Origin of the sequence: Methylobacterium sp. 13MFTsu3.1M2, assembly GCF_900112625.1 — a bacterium.
Classification (GTDB): domain Bacteria; phylum Pseudomonadota; class Alphaproteobacteria; order Rhizobiales; family Beijerinckiaceae; genus Methylobacterium.
The window spans coordinates 214,213-232,180 of record NZ_FOMM01000010.1; the positions used below are offsets into that span (position 1 = coordinate 214,213).

General features: G+C 71.8%; 19 protein-coding genes. 2 read left to right on the top strand and 17 right to left on the bottom strand.

Annotation, left to right across the window (positions count from 1 at the left end):
* Window positions 1-82 precede the first annotated feature (82 nt).
* The 3 genes from BM314_RS11620 to BM314_RS11630 form a co-directional block, all read right to left on the bottom strand.
* Complete coding sequence (locus BM314_RS11620; RefSeq protein WP_020092984.1) at window positions 83-1,237, bottom strand: M50 family metallopeptidase; 1,155 nt, start codon at window positions 1,235-1,237, stop codon at window positions 83-85.
* Window positions 1,238-1,417: 180 nt separating this feature from the next.
* The gene (locus tag BM314_RS11625; RefSeq protein WP_091978219.1) at window positions 1,418-3,004 is read right to left on the bottom strand and encodes a DHA2 family efflux MFS transporter permease subunit; all 1,587 of its coding nucleotides are present in this window, start codon (window positions 3,002-3,004) and stop codon (window positions 1,418-1,420) included.
* A gap of 8 nt (window positions 3,005-3,012) precedes the next feature.
* Window positions 3,013-4,275, bottom strand: a complete 1,263-nt coding sequence (locus BM314_RS11630) for an HlyD family secretion protein (RefSeq protein ID WP_091927207.1) — start codon at window positions 4,273-4,275, stop codon at window positions 3,013-3,015.
* Window positions 4,276-4,412: 137 nt separating this feature from the next.
* On the opposite strand from BM314_RS11630, the gene BM314_RS11635 reads away from it, so the two are divergent.
* Window positions 4,413-5,051 (top strand): TetR/AcrR family transcriptional regulator, encoded by a 639-nt coding sequence (locus tag BM314_RS11635; protein ID WP_091978220.1) that lies wholly within the window; start codon window positions 4,413-4,415, stop codon window positions 5,049-5,051.
* A gap of 113 nt (window positions 5,052-5,164) precedes the next feature.
* Here the strand turns inward: BM314_RS11635 and dxr are convergent, their stop codons facing one another.
* From dxr to BM314_RS11665, 6 genes are all read right to left on the bottom strand, one after another.
* Entirely contained in the window at window positions 5,165-6,343 is a 1,179-nt protein-coding gene (dxr, locus tag BM314_RS11640) for a 1-deoxy-D-xylulose-5-phosphate reductoisomerase (RefSeq protein ID WP_020092980.1), read from the bottom strand.
* Window positions 6,344-6,362: 19 nt separating this feature from the next.
* Window positions 6,363-7,220 carry a phosphatidate cytidylyltransferase gene (locus BM314_RS11645; protein WP_020092979.1) on the bottom strand — a complete coding sequence of 286 codons (858 nt, stop codon included), beginning with the start codon at window positions 7,218-7,220 and terminating at the stop codon, window positions 6,363-6,365.
* 19 nt (window positions 7,221-7,239) lie between these two features.
* Entirely contained in the window at window positions 7,240-7,803 is a 564-nt protein-coding gene (gene frr / locus BM314_RS11650) for a ribosome recycling factor (RefSeq protein ID WP_020092978.1), read from the bottom strand.
* A gap of 113 nt (window positions 7,804-7,916) precedes the next feature.
* Entirely contained in the window at window positions 7,917-8,639 is a 723-nt protein-coding gene (pyrH, locus tag BM314_RS11655; RefSeq protein ID WP_026604897.1) for a UMP kinase, read from the bottom strand.
* A gap of 467 nt (window positions 8,640-9,106) precedes the next feature.
* Entirely contained in the window at window positions 9,107-10,033 is a 927-nt protein-coding gene (gene tsf / locus BM314_RS11660) for a translation elongation factor Ts (protein ID WP_042676079.1), read from the bottom strand.
* Between the two features lie 118 nt (window positions 10,034-10,151).
* Window positions 10,152-11,219 carry a 30S ribosomal protein S2 gene (locus BM314_RS11665; protein ID WP_020092974.1) on the bottom strand — a complete coding sequence of 356 codons (1,068 nt, stop codon included), beginning with the start codon at window positions 11,217-11,219 and terminating at the stop codon, window positions 10,152-10,154.
* Between the two features lie 238 nt (window positions 11,220-11,457).
* On the opposite strand from BM314_RS11665, the gene BM314_RS11670 reads away from it, so the two are divergent.
* Window positions 11,458-11,715 carry a hypothetical protein gene (locus BM314_RS11670; protein ID WP_091978221.1) on the top strand — a complete coding sequence of 86 codons (258 nt, stop codon included), beginning with the start codon at window positions 11,458-11,460 and terminating at the stop codon, window positions 11,713-11,715.
* 17 nt (window positions 11,716-11,732) lie between these two features.
* Here BM314_RS11670 and BM314_RS11675 read toward each other — a convergent pair whose 3' ends face one another.
* The 8 genes from BM314_RS11675 to BM314_RS11710 form a co-directional block, all read right to left on the bottom strand.
* Window positions 11,733-12,473, bottom strand: a complete 741-nt coding sequence (locus tag BM314_RS11675) for a pseudouridine synthase (protein ID WP_020092972.1) — start codon at window positions 12,471-12,473, stop codon at window positions 11,733-11,735.
* 13 nt (window positions 12,474-12,486) lie between these two features.
* Entirely contained in the window at window positions 12,487-13,392 is a 906-nt protein-coding gene (locus BM314_RS11680) for a class I SAM-dependent methyltransferase (protein ID WP_091680439.1), read from the bottom strand.
* Between the two features lie 148 nt (window positions 13,393-13,540).
* Window positions 13,541-14,539 carry a GTPase Era gene (gene era, locus BM314_RS11685; protein WP_091978222.1) on the bottom strand — a complete coding sequence of 333 codons (999 nt, stop codon included), beginning with the start codon at window positions 14,537-14,539 and terminating at the stop codon, window positions 13,541-13,543.
* Window positions 14,536-15,315, bottom strand: coding sequence for a ribonuclease III (gene rnc / locus BM314_RS11690; protein ID WP_081636475.1), 780 nt, complete (start codon window positions 15,313-15,315; stop codon window positions 14,536-14,538). Before rnc ends, era begins: the two co-directional genes overlap by 4 nt.
* Window positions 15,312-16,097 (bottom strand): signal peptidase I, encoded by a 786-nt coding sequence (gene lepB, locus BM314_RS11695; RefSeq protein WP_020092968.1) that lies wholly within the window; start codon window positions 16,095-16,097, stop codon window positions 15,312-15,314. Before lepB ends, rnc begins: the two co-directional genes overlap by 4 nt.
* A gap of 188 nt (window positions 16,098-16,285) precedes the next feature.
* Window positions 16,286-16,696 (bottom strand): holo-ACP synthase, encoded by a 411-nt coding sequence (gene acpS / locus BM314_RS11700; RefSeq protein WP_091978223.1) that lies wholly within the window; start codon window positions 16,694-16,696, stop codon window positions 16,286-16,288.
* Window positions 16,693-17,442, bottom strand: coding sequence for a pyridoxine 5'-phosphate synthase (locus BM314_RS11705; RefSeq protein WP_091978236.1), 750 nt, complete (start codon window positions 17,440-17,442; stop codon window positions 16,693-16,695). Before BM314_RS11705 ends, acpS begins: the two co-directional genes overlap by 4 nt.
* Before the next feature lie 158 nt (window positions 17,443-17,600).
* On the bottom strand, window positions 17,601-17,968 hold a 368-nt coding region (locus BM314_RS11710; RefSeq protein ID WP_280142548.1), incomplete at its 5' end, for a transketolase C-terminal domain-containing protein.

A 17,968-nucleotide genomic window follows, 5' to 3' on the forward strand; every position in this document is an offset into this window, starting at 1 on the left:
TCCGGGCGAGATCGCGGCGGGATTGGGGCAGCGTTTCCGGTGGAGATCCGGCGGCGATCCTCGGATCCCCGCCGGCCCCGGATCAGGTGTTCCGCCAGGAGGCGCCGAGGTTGAGGATGTCGTTCCAGGCGGCGAACAGCATCAGCATCAGCACCAGGGCGAGGCCGATGCGGAAGCCGATCTCCTGGGCCCGCTCGCTGAGCGGGCGGCCGCGCACCACCTCGAAGGCGTAGAACAGCAGGTGGCCGCCATCGAGCAGCGGCACCGGGAACAGGTTGAGCAGGCCGATCGAGACGGAGAGCAGGGCGATCAGCCCGACCAGGCCGCCGACGCCGCCGGTCTTGGCGACCTCGCCGGAGACGCGGGCGATGCCAATCGGGCCCGAGAGCTGGTCGGCGGATTCCCGCCCGGTCACGAGCTTGCCGAGATACGAGAAGGTGCGCTCGACGACGAAGTAGGTCTCCTTCACGCCGAGATTGAGCGAGTCGAGCGCCCCGTACTGCACGAGCCGCGCCTCCGAGCCCGCGGGCGAGCGGATGCCGAGCCGGCCGATCCGGTGGCGGCCGAACGGCGTCTTCTCCTCGAAGGTGGCCGGCGTCGCCTGGATGGTGATGGGCTGGTCGTTGCGCTCGACCGTGAAGGTCAGCGGCGTCCCGGCGCTGCCGGTCACCGTGCGGTACATGGCGTTGAAGTCGCCGATCTTCTCGCCGTCGATCGCGGTGATCACGTCGCCGGGCTGGAAGCCGGCCTGGGCGGCGACGCTGTTCGGCTCCACCGACGAGACCCGGGCGGGCAGCTCGTAGCGGCCGCCGAGCCAGATGGCGCCCGCGAAGAGCAGGATCGCCAGGATGAAGTTGGCCACCGGGCCCGCGGCGACGATCGCGGCGCGCTTGGACACGGGCTGGGTCGGGAAGCTGATCGCCCGCTCGTGCGGGCTCATCCGGGCGACCGCTTCGGGATCGGGCATGCTGGCGCCGTTCACGTCGCCGTGGAACTTCACGTAGCCGCCGAGCGGGATCGCGCAGACCTTCCAGCGGGTGCCGCGCCGGTCGTTGAACCCGAACAGCTCGGGACCGAAGCCGAGCGAGAAGGCGTGCACGCCGACCCCGCACCAGCGCCCGACCAGGAAGTGGCCCATCTCGTGCACGAACACCACGACGGTGAGCACGAACAGGAACGGGATCACGGCGCCGAAGAAACCGCCGGCGGTTCCGCCCATCGCGTTGAGGAAGTCCATAAGCCGTATCCTGGCCGTCTCGGCGCCGGCTTCTCGGGCCGGCCATCCGCCCTGTCTAGCAGATCGGCGGTGCCGACCGCCAACGCAATCCTGCGGCCCGGCCGCGGAAGGTCGCACGCGCCGTCCGATTCCGCACCGGACGATCGCGCGGGGGCGGTCCCGCTCGTCGGGGACCGCCCGTCAGTGGCCGCCGCCCCCGCCCGCGCCGGCCTTCGGCCGCCGGATCATGGGGACCGCGCAGGCCATCGCGAGGAACAGGACGGTGAGGGACAGGAACACGTCCTCGAAGGCCATGACGAGGCCCTGCATCCGCACCGTGTTGGTCATCGCCTTCAGCGCCATGTCGGAGGCGGCGCTGCCGTAGGCGTCGAAGCCGCGCTGCATCGCGTCTAGCCGCTCCAGCGCGGCCGTGTTCGCCCAGGTGAAGCGCTCGTGCAGCCGGGCGAGGTGCAGGTCCCAGCGGTCGTTGAGGATCGTGTTGATCAGCGCGAGCCCGACCGCGCCGCCGAGGTTGCGGGTCAGGTTGAACAGCCCCGAGGCGTTCTTCATCCGCGCCGGCGGCAGCGTGCCCAGCGCGATGTTGTTGATCGGGATCATGCACAGCATCAGCGAGCAGCCGCGCAGGATCTGCGGCACGAGCAGCTCATAGAAGTCCCAGTCCTTGGTGAGGCCCGTGACGATCCACGTGCCGCAGGCGAAGCCGACGAAGCCGATCCCCATCATGATCCGGGGATCGACCTTGCCCGAGAGCCGGCCGGCGATCGGCGCGGTGGCGAACATGCACAGGCCGGAGACGAACATCGTCTCGCCGATCATCAGCGCCGAGTAGCCGCGCACCCGGGCGAGGTAGACCGGGTAGATGTAGGTCAGCCCGTAGAGGCCGATGCCCAGCACGAAGCTCGCCACGCAGCCGCTGGCGAAGTTCCGGTCCGAGAAGGCCCTGAGATCGACGATCGGCTGCTTCGCCGTGAACACCCGCCAGAAGAACAGCAGCGCCGACGTCCCGCAGACGACCGCACAGGCGAAGACCGCCTCGTCCTGCAGCCAGTCGTGGTTGGGTCCCTCCTCCAGCACGTATTCGAGGCAGCCGAGGAAGCCGGCCATGAAGGCGAGTCCGGCCCAGTCGAACGACCGGATCAGGCCGTAATTGGGCTCGTCGAAATCGACCAGGATCCAGGTCGAGACCGTCACGAAGATGCCCGGCACGACGTTGATCAGGAACAGCCAGTGCCAGGACATCAGGTCGGTCAGGTAGCCGCCCACCGTCGGCCCGATCGTCGGCGCCAGCGTCGCCACGAGGCCGATCATCGGCGAGACGATGGTCCGCTTCGAGGGCGGGAAGATCGTGAAGGCCGCGGCGAAGACGGTCGGGATCATGCCGCCGCCGATGAAGCCCTGGAGCGCCCGCCAGACGATCATCTCGCCGATCGACGAGGAGGTGGCGCACATCAGGCTCATCAGGGTGAAGCCGCCCGCCGAGATGGCGAACATCCAGCGCGTCGAGAGCACCCGCGACAGGGTGCCGGAGAGCGGGATCGAGATGACCTCGGCGATCAGGTAGCTGGTCTGGACCCAGGGGATCTCGTCGCCGGAGGCCGAGAGCCCGGCCTGGATCTCGTTCAGGGAGGCCGAGACGATCTGGATGTCCAGGATCGCCATGAACATGCCGAAGACCATGCAGACGAACGCCACCATGCGGCGGCGGTCGAGGGGCGGCTCGGCGGCGCGGATCGGCGCGCCGGGCGCGAGGGCGGCACTGGCGGCCATCGCCGGTCTCAGCGGCTCGCGGTGCTGACCGGCCGCGGCGCGGAGGCGCGGTCGAGGACGGAGCGGTCCGCGCCGGTGCGGGTATCGACCCGGACCACCGCCGACAGGCCCGGCCGCAGCAGGCCCTCGCGGGCGACCTCCTCGGGCACGCGCACCCGCACGGGCAGGCGCTGGACGATCTTGGTGAAGTTGCCGGTGGCGTTGTCGGGCGGCAGCAGGCTGAACACCGAGCCGGAGGCCGGCGAGAACGATTCCACCACGGCGTGGATCTCGCGGTCCGGATAGGCGTCGACCGTCACGGTCACCGGCTGGCCGGGACGCATGCGCTCGACCTGGGTCTCCTTGAAGTTCGCGTCGATCCGGACGCTCTGGAGCGGGACCAGGGCGGCGATCCGCGTGCCGGGCCCGACATAGGCGCCGGCCTCGACGGCCTTGTTGCCGACCACCCCGTCGAAGGGCGCGCGGATCGCCGTGAAGTCGAGGTCGCGCCGGGCCCGGTCGACGGCGGTGCGGAGTTCCGCCGCGAGGCTCTCCGCCTCGCGCTTCTGCGCCTGGAGGACGTCGACGTTGGCGCGGGCCGCGAGGAGGCCGGCCTCCATGGCCTTGACGGACGCCTCGGTGCGGTCGCGGTCGGCGCGGGTCTGGTCGATGCGCGACTTGGCGACGTAATCCGCCTGCATCTGCGTCGACCGGGCGAAGTCGGCCTGGGCGCGGACGGCGTCGGCGCGGGTCGCGTCGAGCTGCGCGGCGGCCTGGGCGACCTGGGCCTGCGCAGCCTCGGCCTGCCGGCCGATCCGCGCGATCGTGCTCTCCTGGGTGGCGAGCTTGTCCTGCGCCGCCTGCAGCGCGAGGCGGTAGTCGCCGTCGTCGAGCTTGGCGATGACGTCGCCCTTCTTCACCGCGAGGCCGTTCACGACCGGCACCGACTGGAGATAGCCCGGGATCTTGGCCGCCAGGACCGAGATGTCGGCCTGGACGTAGGCGTCGTCGGTCGAGACGAAGAACCGCCCGACGGTCCACCACTGCCATCCCTGATACGCGCCGCCGCCGAGGGCGGCCGCCAGCAGTCCGAGCAGGACGAGCCGCTTCACGGAGCGCTTGCGAGCGGGCGGCGCCTCGACCGGCACGGGCGTCGGCAGGGACGCCGCGGCGGGGGCCGGCGCGGCCGGCGCCGTGCGCTCGGCGCGCGCCTCGTCCCCGGCCTCGATTCGGGACTCAATAGCGGCATCGAGACCGGAATTCGGCCGATCGGCGTCCTCGCGAAGGGACATATCAGCGCCTCGACATCAATGACCGAACCGTTCGGTCAATAACGAGGCACGGCTTGACGCGCCCCCGAAGAAGCCGCAGGTTATTTTGACCGAACGGTTCGGTCAAGCGTGACGGTGTCACGGTGCGGAGCGGGATCATGGCTCAGGGTGCAGCGTTGGAGCGGGGTCAGGCCCAGCACGAGGGCGACAAGCGGCAGCAGATCCTCGAGGGCGCGCGGACGGTGTTCCTGGCGGCGGGGTTCGACGGCGCCAGCATGGGCGAGATCGCGCGGGCGGCCGGGGTCTCGAAGGGCACGCTCTACGTCTACTTCGAGAACAAGGAGGACCTGTTCGAGGCGCTGACCATTCAGGAGAAGGCCAGCCTCGCCGAGGCCCTGTTCACCCTGGACGCGGACGATCCCGACGTGCCGGGCGTCCTGACCCGGCTCGGAAGCAGCTTCCTGACCGAGATGTGCCGGCCGGCGCACGTCTCGCTGGTCCGCATGGTCATCGGCGCGAGCGAGAAGTTTCCGCGCTTCGGGCAGGTCTACTACCAGGCCGGTCCGGCCTGCGGCGTCGAGCGCCTCTCGCGCTACCTCGACGCGCAGGTCCAGGCGGGACGCCTGACGATCGCCGACACCGAGCTCGCGGCCCGGCACTTCCTGCATCTCTGCCAGGCGGGTCTGCTGACCCGCCTGCTGTTCGCGGCGGGCGGCATCGCCGGCGAGGCCGAGATGCGCTATCAGGTCGACGAGGCGGTGCGGGTGTTCCTGGCCGGGTACGGCCCCGCGCGCTGAGGCGCGGCTCAGGCGGGAAACGTCTCTGCGAGCGCAGCGAAGCAGTCCAGCGGCGCCACGCTCGCAGAATGTTGCGCCGCCCTAGGTTGCTTCGCTGCGCTCGCAATGACGGCTCAGCCGGCGGCGCGCAGCTCCGGCAGGGCCTCGGCGCTCCAGATCCGCACGTGGGCGTCGATGGCGAGCGCCTCGTCGACGTCGGCGGGCGCGGCCCGGTACTGGCCGGCGAAGTGGGTGCAGGCGCGCTCGACCAGATCGCTGATCCCGTAGAAGCCGATCCGGCCGGCGATGAAGGCCGCCACCGCGATCTCGTTGGCGGCGTTCATCACGGTGGGCGCCGCGCCGCCGGCGGCCAGGGCCGCGCGGGCGATCCGCAGGCACGGGAAACGCGCCTCGTCCGCGGCCTCGAAGGTCAGCGAGCCGAGCTTCACGAGGTCGAGGGGCCGGCCCCGCTCGATCGTCAGCCGGTCGCCGAGGCCGAGGCAGTGCGAGATCGGCACGCGCATGTCGGGCAGCGCCAGCTCGGCGGTCACCGCCCCGTCGAGCCAGTAGACCAGGCCGTGGATCACCGATTGCGGGTGCACGACCACGTCGAGGCGCTCGGGCTCGATGCCGAACAGGTGGTGCGCCTCGATCAGCTCGAGCCCCTTGTTCATCAGGCTCGCCGAATCGATGTTGATCTTCATGCCCATCGACCAGGTCGGATGGGCGGCGGCCTCGGCCGCGGAGGCGGCGGCGATCCGCTCGCGGGTCCAGGTCCGGAACGGGCCGCCCGAGGCCGTGATCATCATGGTGCGGACGTCGGCGAGCGGCCGGCCGGCCAGCGCCTGGCTCAGCGCGTCGTGCTCGGAATCCATCGGCAGGATCGTGGCGCCGTAGCGGGCGGCGTCGCGCATGAAGGCGTCGCCGGCGCAGACCAGGCTCTCCTTGTTGGCGAGCGCGACCTTGCGGCCGAGCCGGAGGGCGGCGTGGGTCGATTTCAGCCCGGCCGCCCCGCTCACGGCGGCGACGACGATGTCGGCGTCGCGGGCGGCGGCCTCCATGACGGCCGCCTCCCCCGCCCCGCTCGGGATGCCGGAGCCCGACAGGGCCTCGGCCAGCGCCGGGCCGGCGGCCTCGTCGGCGAGCGCCGCGAACGAGGCGTTGAGCTCCCGGGCGACCTTGGCCAGGGCGACGGGATCCTTGCCGCCGACCAGGGCCCCGACGCGGAACCGGTCGGCGTGCTGCGCCAGGAGGTCGGCGGTGGAGCGGCCGATCGAGCCGGTGGCGCCGAAGACGGTGACGACCTGGGTCACGGATTCAACTCCCTCATCGTCACGTGATCAGACCGCCGCCGCGCAGGGCGAGATAGACGGCCGCCAGCACGGCGACCGCGAAGAATCCGTCGAGCCGGTCCATGACGCCGCCATGGCCGGGGATGATCTTGCCCGAATCCTTGACGCCGTAATGGCGCTTCAGGCCGGATTCGATCAGGTCGCCGGCCTGACTCAGCACCGAGGCGAGCGCGCTCACGCCCGCCACGACCGGGAGAGAGGCGGCGCTGGGCAGGGTCATCCCGGCGAGGTCGGCGACCACCGGGACCAGCGTCCCAGCGGCGACCGCGCCGACGAGACCGCCGAGGGCGCCCGACCACGTCTTGTTGGGCGAGACCCGGGGCATCAGCTTGGGGCCGCCGATCTTCCGGCCGGCGAAGTAGGCCGCGATGTCGGTGGACCAGACCACCGCGAACATCCAGGCCGGCCCGACGAGGCCGATGGCGGGGTCGTCGCGCAGGGCCACCGGCACCGCCGCGATCGCCGCCGCGCCGAGCACGCCGAGGAAGGCGCGGAGCCGGCCCCGTCCGGTCCGCGCCACCGTGGCGCAGGCCGCGGCGCCGAGCAGCAGGACCGCGAGGCAGGCCGGCGTCGGGGCGCCGCCGCGCTGGCAGAGCAGCAGGGCGCCGAGCGTCGCCGCGCCCAGCGCGATCAGCACCTCGCGGGGCTCGGTGCGGCTCATCACCATCCACTCGGCGAAGCCGACGATGCCGGCGGCGAGCCAGATCCCCGCGAAGGGCCAGCCGCCATAGACCAGAGCGGCCAGCACGCCGGCGCCGAGCACGAGGCCCGAGGCGACGCGCAGCCACAGCTCGCGCCGTCCCGAGGGACGCGCGGCCGGTGCGGCGGCGGAGGTCACGCGCGTCCTGCCCTTCGCCTCAGACCTGCATGATCTCCTTCTCCTTGGACGCCAGCACGCCGTCGATCTCGGCGATGTACTGGTCGGTCGCCTTCTGCACGTCGGTGGCCTGACGCTTCTCGTCATCCTCCGAGATGGCGCTGTCCTTCAGGAGCTTCTTGAGATGGTCGAGGCCGTCCCGGCGCACGTGGCGCACGGCGACGCGGGCCTCCTCGGTGTACTTGTGGGCGACCTTGACCATCTCCTTGCGGCGCTGCTCGTTCATCTCGGGGATACGGAGCCGGATGGTCTGCCCCTCGGTCTGCGGGTTGAGGCCGAGGTCGGATTCGCGGATCGCCTTCTCGACGGCCGTGACCATGCTGCGGTCCCAGACCGAGATTGACAGGAGCCGCGGTTCCGGCACGCTGACGGTGGCGACCTGGGCCATCGGCATCATCGAGCCGTAGGCGTCGACCTGGATCGGGTCGAGGAGCGACGGCGTGGCGCGCCCGGTGCGCAGCGAGCCGAGATCCTTCGAGAGCGAGGACACAGCGCCCTGCATGCGGCGCTTGATGTCGTTGAGATCGAATTCCGGTGTGGCCATGAGGGTCGTCCCGAGACGTCTGACGTGGTCTTGAGCCCGGCGCGGGCAGTCGCGGCCTCAATGGACGAATTTTTTCAGGGCCGCAAACGGTCGCGGCCCGGTCGTGCCGCGCGTCAGGGCGCCACGAGGGTCGAGGGCGCGTCGCCCGACAGGATCGCGGCGATCGAGCTCGGCGGGTGGAGCGAGCCGACCACGATCGACAGGCGGCTCTCCCGGGCCAGCGCGAAGGCGGCGGTGTCCATTACCTTCAGGTCGCGGGCGATCGCCTCGTCGTGGGTGATGCGGTCGTAGCGCGTGGCGCTCGGATCCTTCTTCGGATCCGCCGAGTAGACGCCGTCCACCTGCGTCGCCTTGAGGACCGCGTCGCAGCGCAGCTCGGCGGCGCGCAGCACCGCGGCGGTGTCGGTGGTGAAGAACGGGTTGCCGGTGCCGCCGGCGAGGACGACGACCTGGCCCTTGTCCAGATGGTGCAGGGCCGGCTGGCGGGCGTAGGTCTCGCAGATGGTCGGCATCGACACCGCCGACATGGTCCGCGCCTGCACGCCCGCGGCGTTGAGCGCCGTCTCGATCGCCAGCGAGTTCATCACCGTGGCCATCATGCCGAGCGAATCCCCGGTCGCCCGGTCGATCCAGCCGGCCGCGGAGATCCGCGCGCCGCGGATCATGTTGCCGCCGCCCACCACGATGGCGATCTCGGCGCCCGACTCGATCGTGCGGGCGATGTCCTCGGCGAGCGCCGCCAGCGTCGGCGGATGCAACCAGTAGCCGTCGGGAGCGGCGAGCGCCTCCCCCGACAGCTTCACGAGGATACGGCGAAACGGCGTCGTCTCCGGCATCTGGGCCCCCGGCTCCATCCCGCATCGCGTGAGCGGGGAGGCTTCTACGTCAACCGCCCGAGCGCCGTCGAGGGGCCAGGCCCGGATCCGGCGGGGATCGTGGGCCGAAATGCTACCGGCGCGCGAGCGACGTGCGAGAGACGTGCGCCCGGGGAGGACGTCTGCGCCGCCGCCGCGGTCCGGGTCCGGAGCGCCGGCGCTCGTTCTCAGCTGCCGGCGAGGACGCCGACGGCGCCGAAGACGGTCATGGCGAGGCCGGAGGCGAACACGCCGATCATGAGGTAGGAGAAGGGCTTCAGAGGCATGCCCGGAACTTAGCGCGGCGCCGCACGGCGGGGTGTGCGGCGCAACACGACCCCGCGCGGATCGATCGGGCGCCTCCGGAAACGCGAAGCCCCGCCCGGCGCGTGCCGGACGGGGCTGATCTCACGATGACGGCCCGGCAAACCGGGCGTTCGCGGTCGGTGTCAGGCGCGGCCAGCCTGCTGGGCGACCTCGGTGGCGAAGTCCGGACCCTCTTCCTTCTCGATGCCGTCGCCCAGCGCGTAGCGGACGAAGCCCGTCAGGGTCACGGGGCCGCCGACCTTGGAGCCGGCCTCCTTGAGGACCTGGCTCACAGTCTTGGAGCCGTCGTGCACGAAGGGCTGCTCGAGGAGGGTGACCTCCTTGTAGTAGCTCTTCAGGCCGCTCTCGACGATCTTGGCCATCACGTGGTCCGGCTTGCCGGCGTTCTTCTCGCGCAGGATGTTCGACTCGCGCTCCACCGTGGCGGCGTCGACGCCCGAGGCGTCCAGCGCCACCGGGTTGGTCGCCGCGATGTGCATGGCGATCTGGCGGCCCAGCGCCGAGAGCGCGTCGACGTCGCCCTCGGACTCGAGCGCCACGAGCACGCCGATCTTGCCGAGGCCCTCGGAGATCTGGTTGTGCACGTAGGAGGCGATGACGCCCTTCTTGACCTCGAGCTTGGTCACCCGGCGCAGGTTCATGTTCTCGCCGATGGTGGCGATCAGGGCCTGCAGCTTCTCCGAGACGGTCTCGGTGGCGCCCGGGAAATGGGCGGCCTGGAGGCCCTCGAGCGTGCCGTCGGTGTTGAGCGCGATCTTGGCGGCCTCGCGGGCGAAGGCCTGGAAGGCGTCGTTGCGGGCGACGAAGTCGGTCTCGGAGTTCACCTCGACCACGGCGGCGTGGCGGCCGGCGGACTCGACGGCGACGAGGCCCTCGGCGGCGACGCGGCCGGCCTTCTTGGCGGCCTTGGCGAGACCCTTCTTGCGCAGCCAGTCGACGGCGGCCTCGATGTCGCCCTGCGTCTCGTTGAGCGCGCCCTTGCAGTCCATCATGCCGGCGCCGGTCTTCTCCCGGAGCTCCTTCACCATCGCGGCGGTGATGTTGGCCATGGCGGTCCCTTTCGTGTGGTCTGGATGCGAGAGGCCCGGCGCGCGGGTGAGCGGCCGGGCCCGGTATGCCTGGATCCGCGACGGCCCGATGACGGTGCCGCCGCGAAGCCCCGTTGGATCAGGCCGCGGCGGCGGCCTCGACGAAGCCGCGGGCCTGCGAGACCCACGAGTCGCGGTCGATGCGGCCGTTGAGCTTCAGGTCGGCATCGACCTTGGCGACGTCCTCGGGGGTCATCGCGGCGAGCTGCCAGTAGTGGTAGATGCCGGCGTCGTTGAGCTTCTGCACGATCTGCGGGCCGGCGCCGTTGAGCTTGGTCAGGTCGTCCGGCGCGCCGCGCGGGGCGGCGAGCAGCTCGAAGTGCTCGGTCGACTCGGCGAGCATCGCCACGTCGGCCGGGTCGAGGGCATCGGACTCGACCGTGACGGCCGCGTCGTCGTTCGCCGGCAGCTCCTCGGCCATCGGCTCCTCGGAGGCGCCGATATCCATGCCCGACGAGCCCTGGGCGCGCGAGATGCCGTCGATGGCGGCCTTGGCGATCAGGTCGCAGTACAGCGCGATCGCGCGGCCGGCGTCGTCGTTGGCCGGGACGATGTAGCTGATGCCGTCCGGGTTGCAGTTGGTGTCGACGATGGCGGCCACCGGGATGCCGAGGCGGTTCGCCTCCTTGATCGCCAGCTGCTCCTTGTTGGTGTCGATCACGAACAGCAGGTCCGGCACGCCGCCCATGTCCTTGATGCCGCCGAGCGCCTTCTCGAGCTTCTCCTTCTCACGGGAGAGCATCAGGCGCTCCTTCTTGGTCAGGCCCGGGCCGCCGGTCTCCAGCGTCTCGGTGACCTTGCGCAGGCGCGAGATCGAGCCCGAGATGGTCTTCCAGTTGGTGAGCATGCCGCCCAGCCAGCGGGAGTTGACGTAGTACTGGGCCGAACGCTTGGCCGCCTCGGCGATCGTGTCGGCCGCCTGGCGCTTGGTGCCGACGAACAGCACGCGGCCGCCCTTGGCGACGGTGTCGCTCACCGCCTGAAGCGCCTGGTGCAGCGCCGGCACGGTCTGGGCGAGGTCGATGATGTGGATGTTGTTGCGGGTGCCGAAGATGTACGGCTGCATCTTCGGGTTCCAGCGGTGGGACTGGTGACCGAAATGGGCGCCCGCCTCGAGGAGCTGACGCATAGAGAAATCGACGGCCATGGCTCTTGTGCTCTCCGGTTATATCCGCCGCGGAGGGATGCGGTCGGCCGAGAGTTCGGACGACCACCGGAAACGCCTCATTCAGGCATGAGGCCGGCTCCGCGTGTGGGATGGGCGGGCGCTTAGCAGAGGGCGGGTCCGAAGGCAAGAAGCGGCGGGGCGGCGCGGGCCAACCCTCAATCACAGCCTGTGTTCAGACCGCTGCAACACGCGGGCTCGCCTCGCGAGAGTTCGAACCATGGCGGCGGTCGCCTTCGACACCCTGAAATTCGCCCGGACCCTCCGGGAGAAGGCCAAGCTCTCCCCGGAACAGGCGGAGGGCATGGCCGATGCCATGGCGGAAGCGTTGCAGGGCGATCTCGTCACGAAGGCGGATCTGCGCGCCGGGCTGGCGGATACGCGGTCCGAAATCGTGCGCTGGGTGGCGGGCCTGATCGGCTTCCAGACACTCGCTGTGATCGGCGCGGTCGTCGCCCTCGCCCGGGCGCCGCACTGACAGGCGCGCAGCCCGGATCACCCGCCCGCGAACACCGCCGCCACGTCGTCGGCCGTCATCACCCGGTACGCCCCCGCCGGCAGGTCCGCCGGCAGAGCGAGACCGCCGACCCGGTCCCGGTGCAGCGCCGCGACGTGGTTGCCGACGGCGGCGAACATCCGGCGGACCTGGTGGTAGCGGCCCTCCGTCAGCGTCACCGCGCAGCGCGTGGCATCCTCGACGTCGAGCCGCACCGGCAGGAGCGGGCGCTCCTCGCCCTCCAGCACGAGCGTCCCCGCGGCGAACACCTCCGCCTCGCGGCCGGTCAGCGGCCGGTCGAGGGTCACGCGGTAGCGCTTCGCCACCTGGGCCTTCGGGCTGATGATCCGGTGCAGGAGCGCCCCGTCGTCGGTCAGCAGCAGCAGGCCCGACGTCTCCTTGTCGAGGCGCCCGACCGTGGAGAGCGGCGGGTCGCGGCGGCGCCAGCGCTCGGGGAGCAGCCCGTAGACCAGCGGACCCGCCTCCTTGTGCGAGCAGGTGACGCCCAGCGGCTTGTGCAGCATCAGGCACAGGCCGGGGAGCGGGTCCAGGGCCTCGCCGTCGATCGTGAGGCGCTCCGGCAGGTCCGGCGCGAGGGCGATCCGGTCGCCGGCCTCCGCGAGCTCCGCGCCGTCGAGGCGGATCGCGCCGGCGCGGGCGAGCGCCTGGATCTCGCGGCGCGAGCCGTAGCCGAGATTGGCGAGGAGCTTGTCCAGGCGGACGGATCGCGCCGCGCTCATGGAAGCGGCGCGCTCACCGGCGGGCCTCGTAGACCCGGTAGCCGTTCGCCTGGACGGCCACCGCGACGTGCCGGAACGCCTCGCGCAGGCTCGCCTCGTAGGGCAGGTGCGCGTTGGCCACGAGCCACAGCGCCCCCCCGGGGCGCAGGGCCTCGGCGGCCCGCGCGATGAAGGCCCGGCCGAGCGCCTGGTCCTCGCTGCCGCCCTCGTGGAACGGCGGGTTCGTGACGACGAAATCGAGGTGATCCGGCACGGCGCCGGAGGCCCGGATATCCGCCCAGAGGATCGTCGCCCGCGGGTCGGCGACGTTGCGGCGGGCCATCTCGACGGCGCGCCGGTCGATCTCCAGCAGGGTCAGGGCGGTCACGGCCTCGGAGCCCAGGACGGCCCGCGAGAGGATCCCGAGCCCGCAGCCGAAATCGGCGCCGCGACCCTTGAGGGCCGGGAGGTTCGCGAGCAGCAGCGCCGTGCCCGGATCGAGCCGGTCCCACGAGAAGATGCCGGGCTGCGTGCACAGGGCGAGGTTGTCGACGTGGCGCGGGCCGCCCTCGTCGATCGCCTCGGCGAGGCCGGCCGGCGCCGTCGGCCGCTCCGCCGTGCAGATCCGGTGGTGCCGGCGCGGCTGGTCCGCGGCCGCGCAGCCGAAGGTCGTCAGCTCCTTGGCGAGGCGTGTGCCGCCGCGATCCTTGGGCGCCAGGGCGACCATGCGGCCGCCCGGCCCGAGGGCGCGCAGCACCTGGGCCAGCACGTAGCGCCGCTCGACCGTCCCGGGCGGCGCCAGCACGGTAGCCGAGTCGAGACTGTTCTCGGACAGATCCTCGAGCCGCGCGGCGCCGGGGATCAACGGGGAGAGCTGGACGGCGTCGCCCGGGACCTCGGCGAGGTCCACCGGCGGCAGGCCGTAGACGGCGTGGCGCATAGACGATTCGGGATTTGGAGTGCCGAAACCGGAACGCGAATCCGCGGCGGAGCGGGGTAAACCCGCGCCCGACTCGATTCATCCGGGGGAACACCGCGTTTATACCGGAACCGGCCGCGAAGCCCAGCCTCCCGCGCGGCCCGGCGCGTCAGCCCCGCGGAAATTCCAAGCCCATCTCGCGGTAGCGGGCCGGGTCGTCCGCCCAGTTCTCCCGCACCTTCACGTGCAGGAACAGGTGGACCTTGGCGTCGGCCGCCTCGGCGATCTCGATCCGGGCCGCCTGCCCGATCGACCGGATGGTCTGGCCGCCCTTGCCGAGCACGATCGAGCGCTGGCTCTCCCGCTCGACGAAGATCGTCTGCTCGATCCGCACCGAGCCGTCGGGCCGGATCTGCCACTGGTCGGTCTCCACCGTGGAGCGGTAGGGCAGCTCCTCGTGCAGCCGGTCGTAGATCTTCTCCCGGGTGATCTCGGCGGCGAGCATGCGCAGGGGCGCGTCCGAGACCTGATCCTCCGGATACAGCCACGGGCCCGCCGGCATGCGGGCGGCCAGCGCCCGGCGCAGGTCGGCGACGCCGTCGCCGTTGAGCGCCGAGATCATGAAGGTCTCGGCGAAGGGCGCGGCGGCGTTGAGCTTGGCGGCGAGATCGAGCAGCCGCTCGCGCGGGATCAGGTCGATCTTGTTGAGGATCAGCAGCTTCTCGCGCCTCACCTCGCCGAGCCGGCCGAGCACCGCCTCGACTTCCGCGTCGACACCCTTGCGCGCGTCGACCAGCAGGCAGACGGCGTCGGCGTCGGCCGCGCCGCTCCAGGCCGAGTGGACCATCGCGCGGTCGAGGCGGCGCTTGGGCGCGAAGATGCCGGGGGTGTCGACCAGCACGACCTGGGCCGAGCCCTCGATGAGGATGCCCCGCACCAGGGCCCGGGTCGTCTGCACCTTGCGGGAGACGATCGAGACCTTGGTGCCGACGAGGTTGTTGAGCAGGGTCGACTTGCCGGCATTCGGCACGCCGATCAGCGCGACGAAGCCGGCCCGGGCGTCGGCGGGCGTGCCGGGAAGGGTGGACGGGTCGCGCGCGGGGTCCCGGGCCGGCGCGATGCCGGGTCCGTCCTGCGCGTCGTGATCGTCCTGCTCGTGCGCGCTCATGCTGTCTCCGTCGGTTCCGCGTCCGCGGAGGCCCCGATTCCCTCCCGCTCCATCAGCGCCCGCGCGGCGGCCTGCTCGGCGATCCGCTTCGACGTGCCGTCGCCGAGACCGGGCTCCAGGCCCTCGACCTGCACGGCGATGCGGAACCGGGGCGCGTGGTCGGGACCGGTGCGCTCCACCACCTCATAGGTGGGGATCGGCAGGCTGCGACCCATGGCCCATTCCTGCAGGGCGGATTTGGCGTCGCGGCCCCGCGCCGCCGCGGTCGGCTCGCCGGGATGGAAATGCGCCTCGACCACCGCCCGGGCGGCGTCGAACCCGGCATCGAGGTAGATCGCACCCAGGATCGCCTCGCAGACGTCGGCCAGGATCGTCTGGTTGCGCCGGCCGCCGCCCATGACCTCGCCCTGGCCGAGGATCAGGTGCGGGCCGACCTCCCAGGAGGCGGCCACGGCCGCGCAGGTCTCGCGCCGGACCAGGGCGGCCAGGCGCCGGGAGAGGTCGCCCTCGTCGGCCTCCGGGAAGGCGCCGTAGAGGCGGTCGGCGACCGCGAGCCCGAGCACGCGGTCGCCGAGGAATTCCAGGCGCTGGTAGCTGCCGCCCCGGCCGCTCGCCTTGCTGGTGTGGGTCAGCGCGCGGGTGAGCAGGTCCTGATCGCCGAAGCTGTGGCCGATCCGCTCCTCGAGCGCGGTCAGCGGCGGGCGCGGCTTGTGGGCCCGCCGGGATCGGGCGTTGGCCCGGGGCTGCGCGGCGTCGTCCAAGTCCGGGCCGGTCAATGGATCGTCGTGAACAGGCGCGACCAGCGCACGTGGGCCGGCCAGTTCCAGACCTGCCAGGCCGGCGTACCCTCGTCGATCGAGAAGAAGATCATCTCGGCGCGCCCGACCAGGTTGGCGAACGGCACGTAGCCGACATTGGCGAGATCGCGCGAATCGGTGGAGTTGTCGCGGTTGTCGCCCATCATGAAAAAGTGACCGGGCGGGACCGTGTACAGCTCGGTCTTGTCCCAGAAGCCGTTGTCGCCGTCGCGCTCGATCACCCGGTGGACCACGCCGTTGGGCAGGGTCTCCAGGTACTGGGGCACCTTGGTCGGCTGGCCGTAGGGATCGGTGGTCTCGTAGTCGGCGATCCGCTCGCGCTTGACCGCCTTGCCGTTGATGTTCAGCACGCCGTCGATCATCTGGATCTTGTCGCCCGGCAGGCCGATCACGCGCTTGATGTAGTCGGTCGAGTTGTCCTTGGGCAGCTTGAACACCGCGATGTCGCCGCGCTTCGGGTCCGCGCCCCAGATCCGGCCGTCGGCCTGGATCGGAATGTACTCCGAGAGCGGCAGCGAGTACTTGGAATAGCCGTAAGAATATTTTGACACGAAAAGGTAGTCGCCGATCAGCAGGGTCGGCACCAGCGAGCCGGACGGGATGTTGAACGGCTGGAACAGCAGGGTCCGCACCACGAGGGCGATCAGCAGCGCCTGGATGCCGACCTTCAGCGTCTCGCGGATGCTGGCCCAGGTGCCGGTGTCGGCAGGTTTCCTGAGCGGCTTGCCGTCGTAATCCACGCGCGCGTTCCGTCTTCGATTGAGGTGCGACGCCCGCGATCCGCGGGGCGCGGCCCCGCCGCGCGCGGCCTGATGTGCGGTTGTCCCGAGGAATGCGCCGCAATCGTGTCCGCCGTGTCCGGCGGTCTAGACCATGCGCGAGCCCCCCGCAACGCGCGACCGCCGCTGGCTAATCCGCGACGGCGGCCTCAACCGGCGACAGCGACCGGCAAGGCCTCGATGATCACGAAGGCTTGCGCCATCGGCGGATCGTCCGTGAGGCTCACGTGGAGCCGCGCCGCGTGCCCCGCCGGCAGGAGTTCCGCGAGCCGCTCGGCCGCGCCGCCCGCGAGCCGCAGGGTCGGCTGCCCGGAGGGCAGGTTCACCACCTCCATGTCGCGCCAGAACACGCCGGCGCTGAGGCCGGTGCCGAGCGCTTTGGCGCAGGCCTCCTTGGCGGCGAAGCGGCGGGCGTAGCCCTCGGCGCGGGCGGCCCGGCGGTCGCAGCGGGCCCGCTCCCCGTCGGTGAAGACCCGGTGGGTGAAGCGCTCGCCGTGCCGCTCCAGGGTCCGGGCGATCCGGCGGATGTCGCAGAGATCCGAGCCGATCCCGACGATCATGGGTGCCGCGCCCGGTCCATGGCGGCCCGCATGTCGCGCACCGCCCGGTCGAGCCCCACGAAGATCGCGTCGGCGATCAGGGAATGGCCGATATTCAGCTCCCGGATCTGCGGCAGCGCCGCCACCGGCCCGACGCTGCCGAGGGTGAGCCCGTGGCCCGCGTGGATCTCGAGGCCGAGGCCGGCCCCGTGCTCCGCCGCGCGCCGGATGCGGGCGAGCTCGTGCGCGGTCCGGGCGTCGTCGTCCTCCAGAGCCGCCTCGCAGTAGCTGCCGGTGTGCAGCTCGACGACGGGCGCCCCGAGGGCGCGGGCGGCGTCCATGACGGCGGGCTCGGGCTCGACGAAGAGCGAGACGCGGATGCCGGCCTCCGCGAGGGCGCGGATGCGCGGCGCGAGGTGCGCGCGGCCGCCGACGATGTCGAGGCCGCCCTCGGTGGTGCGCTCCTCGCGCTTCTCCGGGACGAGGCAGGCGGCGTGCGGGCGGGTGTCGAGCGCGATCGCCACCATCTCGTCGGTGGCGGCCATCTCGAAGTTGAGCGGCACGGACAGGCCGCGCTTGAGCGCCGCGATGTCGGTGTCGCGGATGTGGCGCCGGTCCTCGCGGAGATGCGCGGTGATCCCGTCGGCGCCCGCCTCGACGGCGAGCAGGGCCGCCCGCACCGGGTCCGGATAGTCGCCGCCGCGGGCGTTGCGGACGGTCGCGACGTGATCGATGTTGACGCCCAGGCGCAGTTTTTCGGAGGTCATCCGCTCGTTCGTCCCCGTGTCGGCGCGGCGCGACAGGCTCACCGGGGGGTCGGAAGGCGCCGCGCGCCCTCACCCCGTTCCGGCGATATGCGGAGGATCGCGCGCGCCGGCAAGACGGTCGGGGTTCGGGGGCGGGCTCCGGCGGCCGGCCCGCCCGGTCAGGCGAGCCGCAGGCGCGACCGGCTGTCCTTCCGCTCGGGCAGGGTGTCGAGGGCGGTCTTGACGATGGTCGTGGCGTCGAGGCCCGCCTCGGCGTACATCTTCTCCGGGCTGTCGTGGTCCTGGTAGGCGTCCGGCAGCGTCATCGTCCGCACCCGCACCCCGCCCGCGTCCAGAGCGCCCCGCTCCGCCAGCAGGTGCAGCACCATCGCGCCGAACCCGCCCCGCGAGCCCTCCTCGATCGTGATCAGAACCTCGTGCTCGCGCGCCAGATCCAGGATCAGCGCCTCGTCCAGCGGCTTGGCGAACCGCGCGTCCGCCACCGTCACCGCCACGCCCTGCTCGGCCAGCGTGTCGGCCGCCTTCA

Coding starts and splice junctions, on each gene's coding strand:
- BM314_RS11665 (WP_020092974.1), bottom strand. CDS start 11,219: ATGGCCGTCGATTTCTCTATGCGTCAGCTCCTCGAGGCGGGCGCCCAT.
- BM314_RS11670 (WP_091978221.1), top strand. CDS start 11,458: ATGGCGGCGGTCGCCTTCGACACCCTGAAATTCGCCCGGACCCTCCGG.
- BM314_RS11635 (WP_091978220.1), top strand. CDS start 4,413: ATGGCTCAGGGTGCAGCGTTGGAGCGGGGTCAGGCCCAGCACGAGGGC.
- tsf (WP_042676079.1), bottom strand. CDS start 10,033: ATGGCCAACATCACCGCCGCGATGGTGAAGGAGCTCCGGGAGAAGACC.
- BM314_RS11675 (WP_020092972.1), bottom strand. CDS start 12,473: ATGAGCGCGGCGCGATCCGTCCGCCTGGACAAGCTCCTCGCCAATCTC.
- era (WP_091978222.1), bottom strand. CDS start 14,539: ATGAGCGCGCACGAGCAGGACGATCACGACGCGCAGGACGGACCCGGC.
- pyrH (WP_026604897.1), bottom strand. CDS start 8,639: ATGCCGGAGACGACGCCGTTTCGCCGTATCCTCGTGAAGCTGTCGGGG.
- BM314_RS11680 (WP_091680439.1), bottom strand. CDS start 13,392: ATGCGCCACGCCGTCTACGGCCTGCCGCCGGTGGACCTCGCCGAGGTC.
- BM314_RS11620 (WP_020092984.1), bottom strand. CDS start 1,237: ATGGACTTCCTCAACGCGATGGGCGGAACCGCCGGCGGTTTCTTCGGC.
- frr (WP_020092978.1), bottom strand. CDS start 7,803: ATGGCCACACCGGAATTCGATCTCAACGACATCAAGCGCCGCATGCAG.
- acpS (WP_091978223.1), bottom strand. CDS start 16,696: ATGATCGTCGGGATCGGCTCGGATCTCTGCGACATCCGCCGGATCGCC.
- BM314_RS11630 (WP_091927207.1), bottom strand. CDS start 4,275: ATGTCCCTTCGCGAGGACGCCGATCGGCCGAATTCCGGTCTCGATGCC.
- BM314_RS11705 (WP_091978236.1), bottom strand. CDS start 17,442: ATGACCTCCGAAAAACTGCGCCTGGGCGTCAACATCGATCACGTCGCG.
- BM314_RS11625 (WP_091978219.1), bottom strand. CDS start 3,004: ATGGCCGCCAGTGCCGCCCTCGCGCCCGGCGCGCCGATCCGCGCCGCC.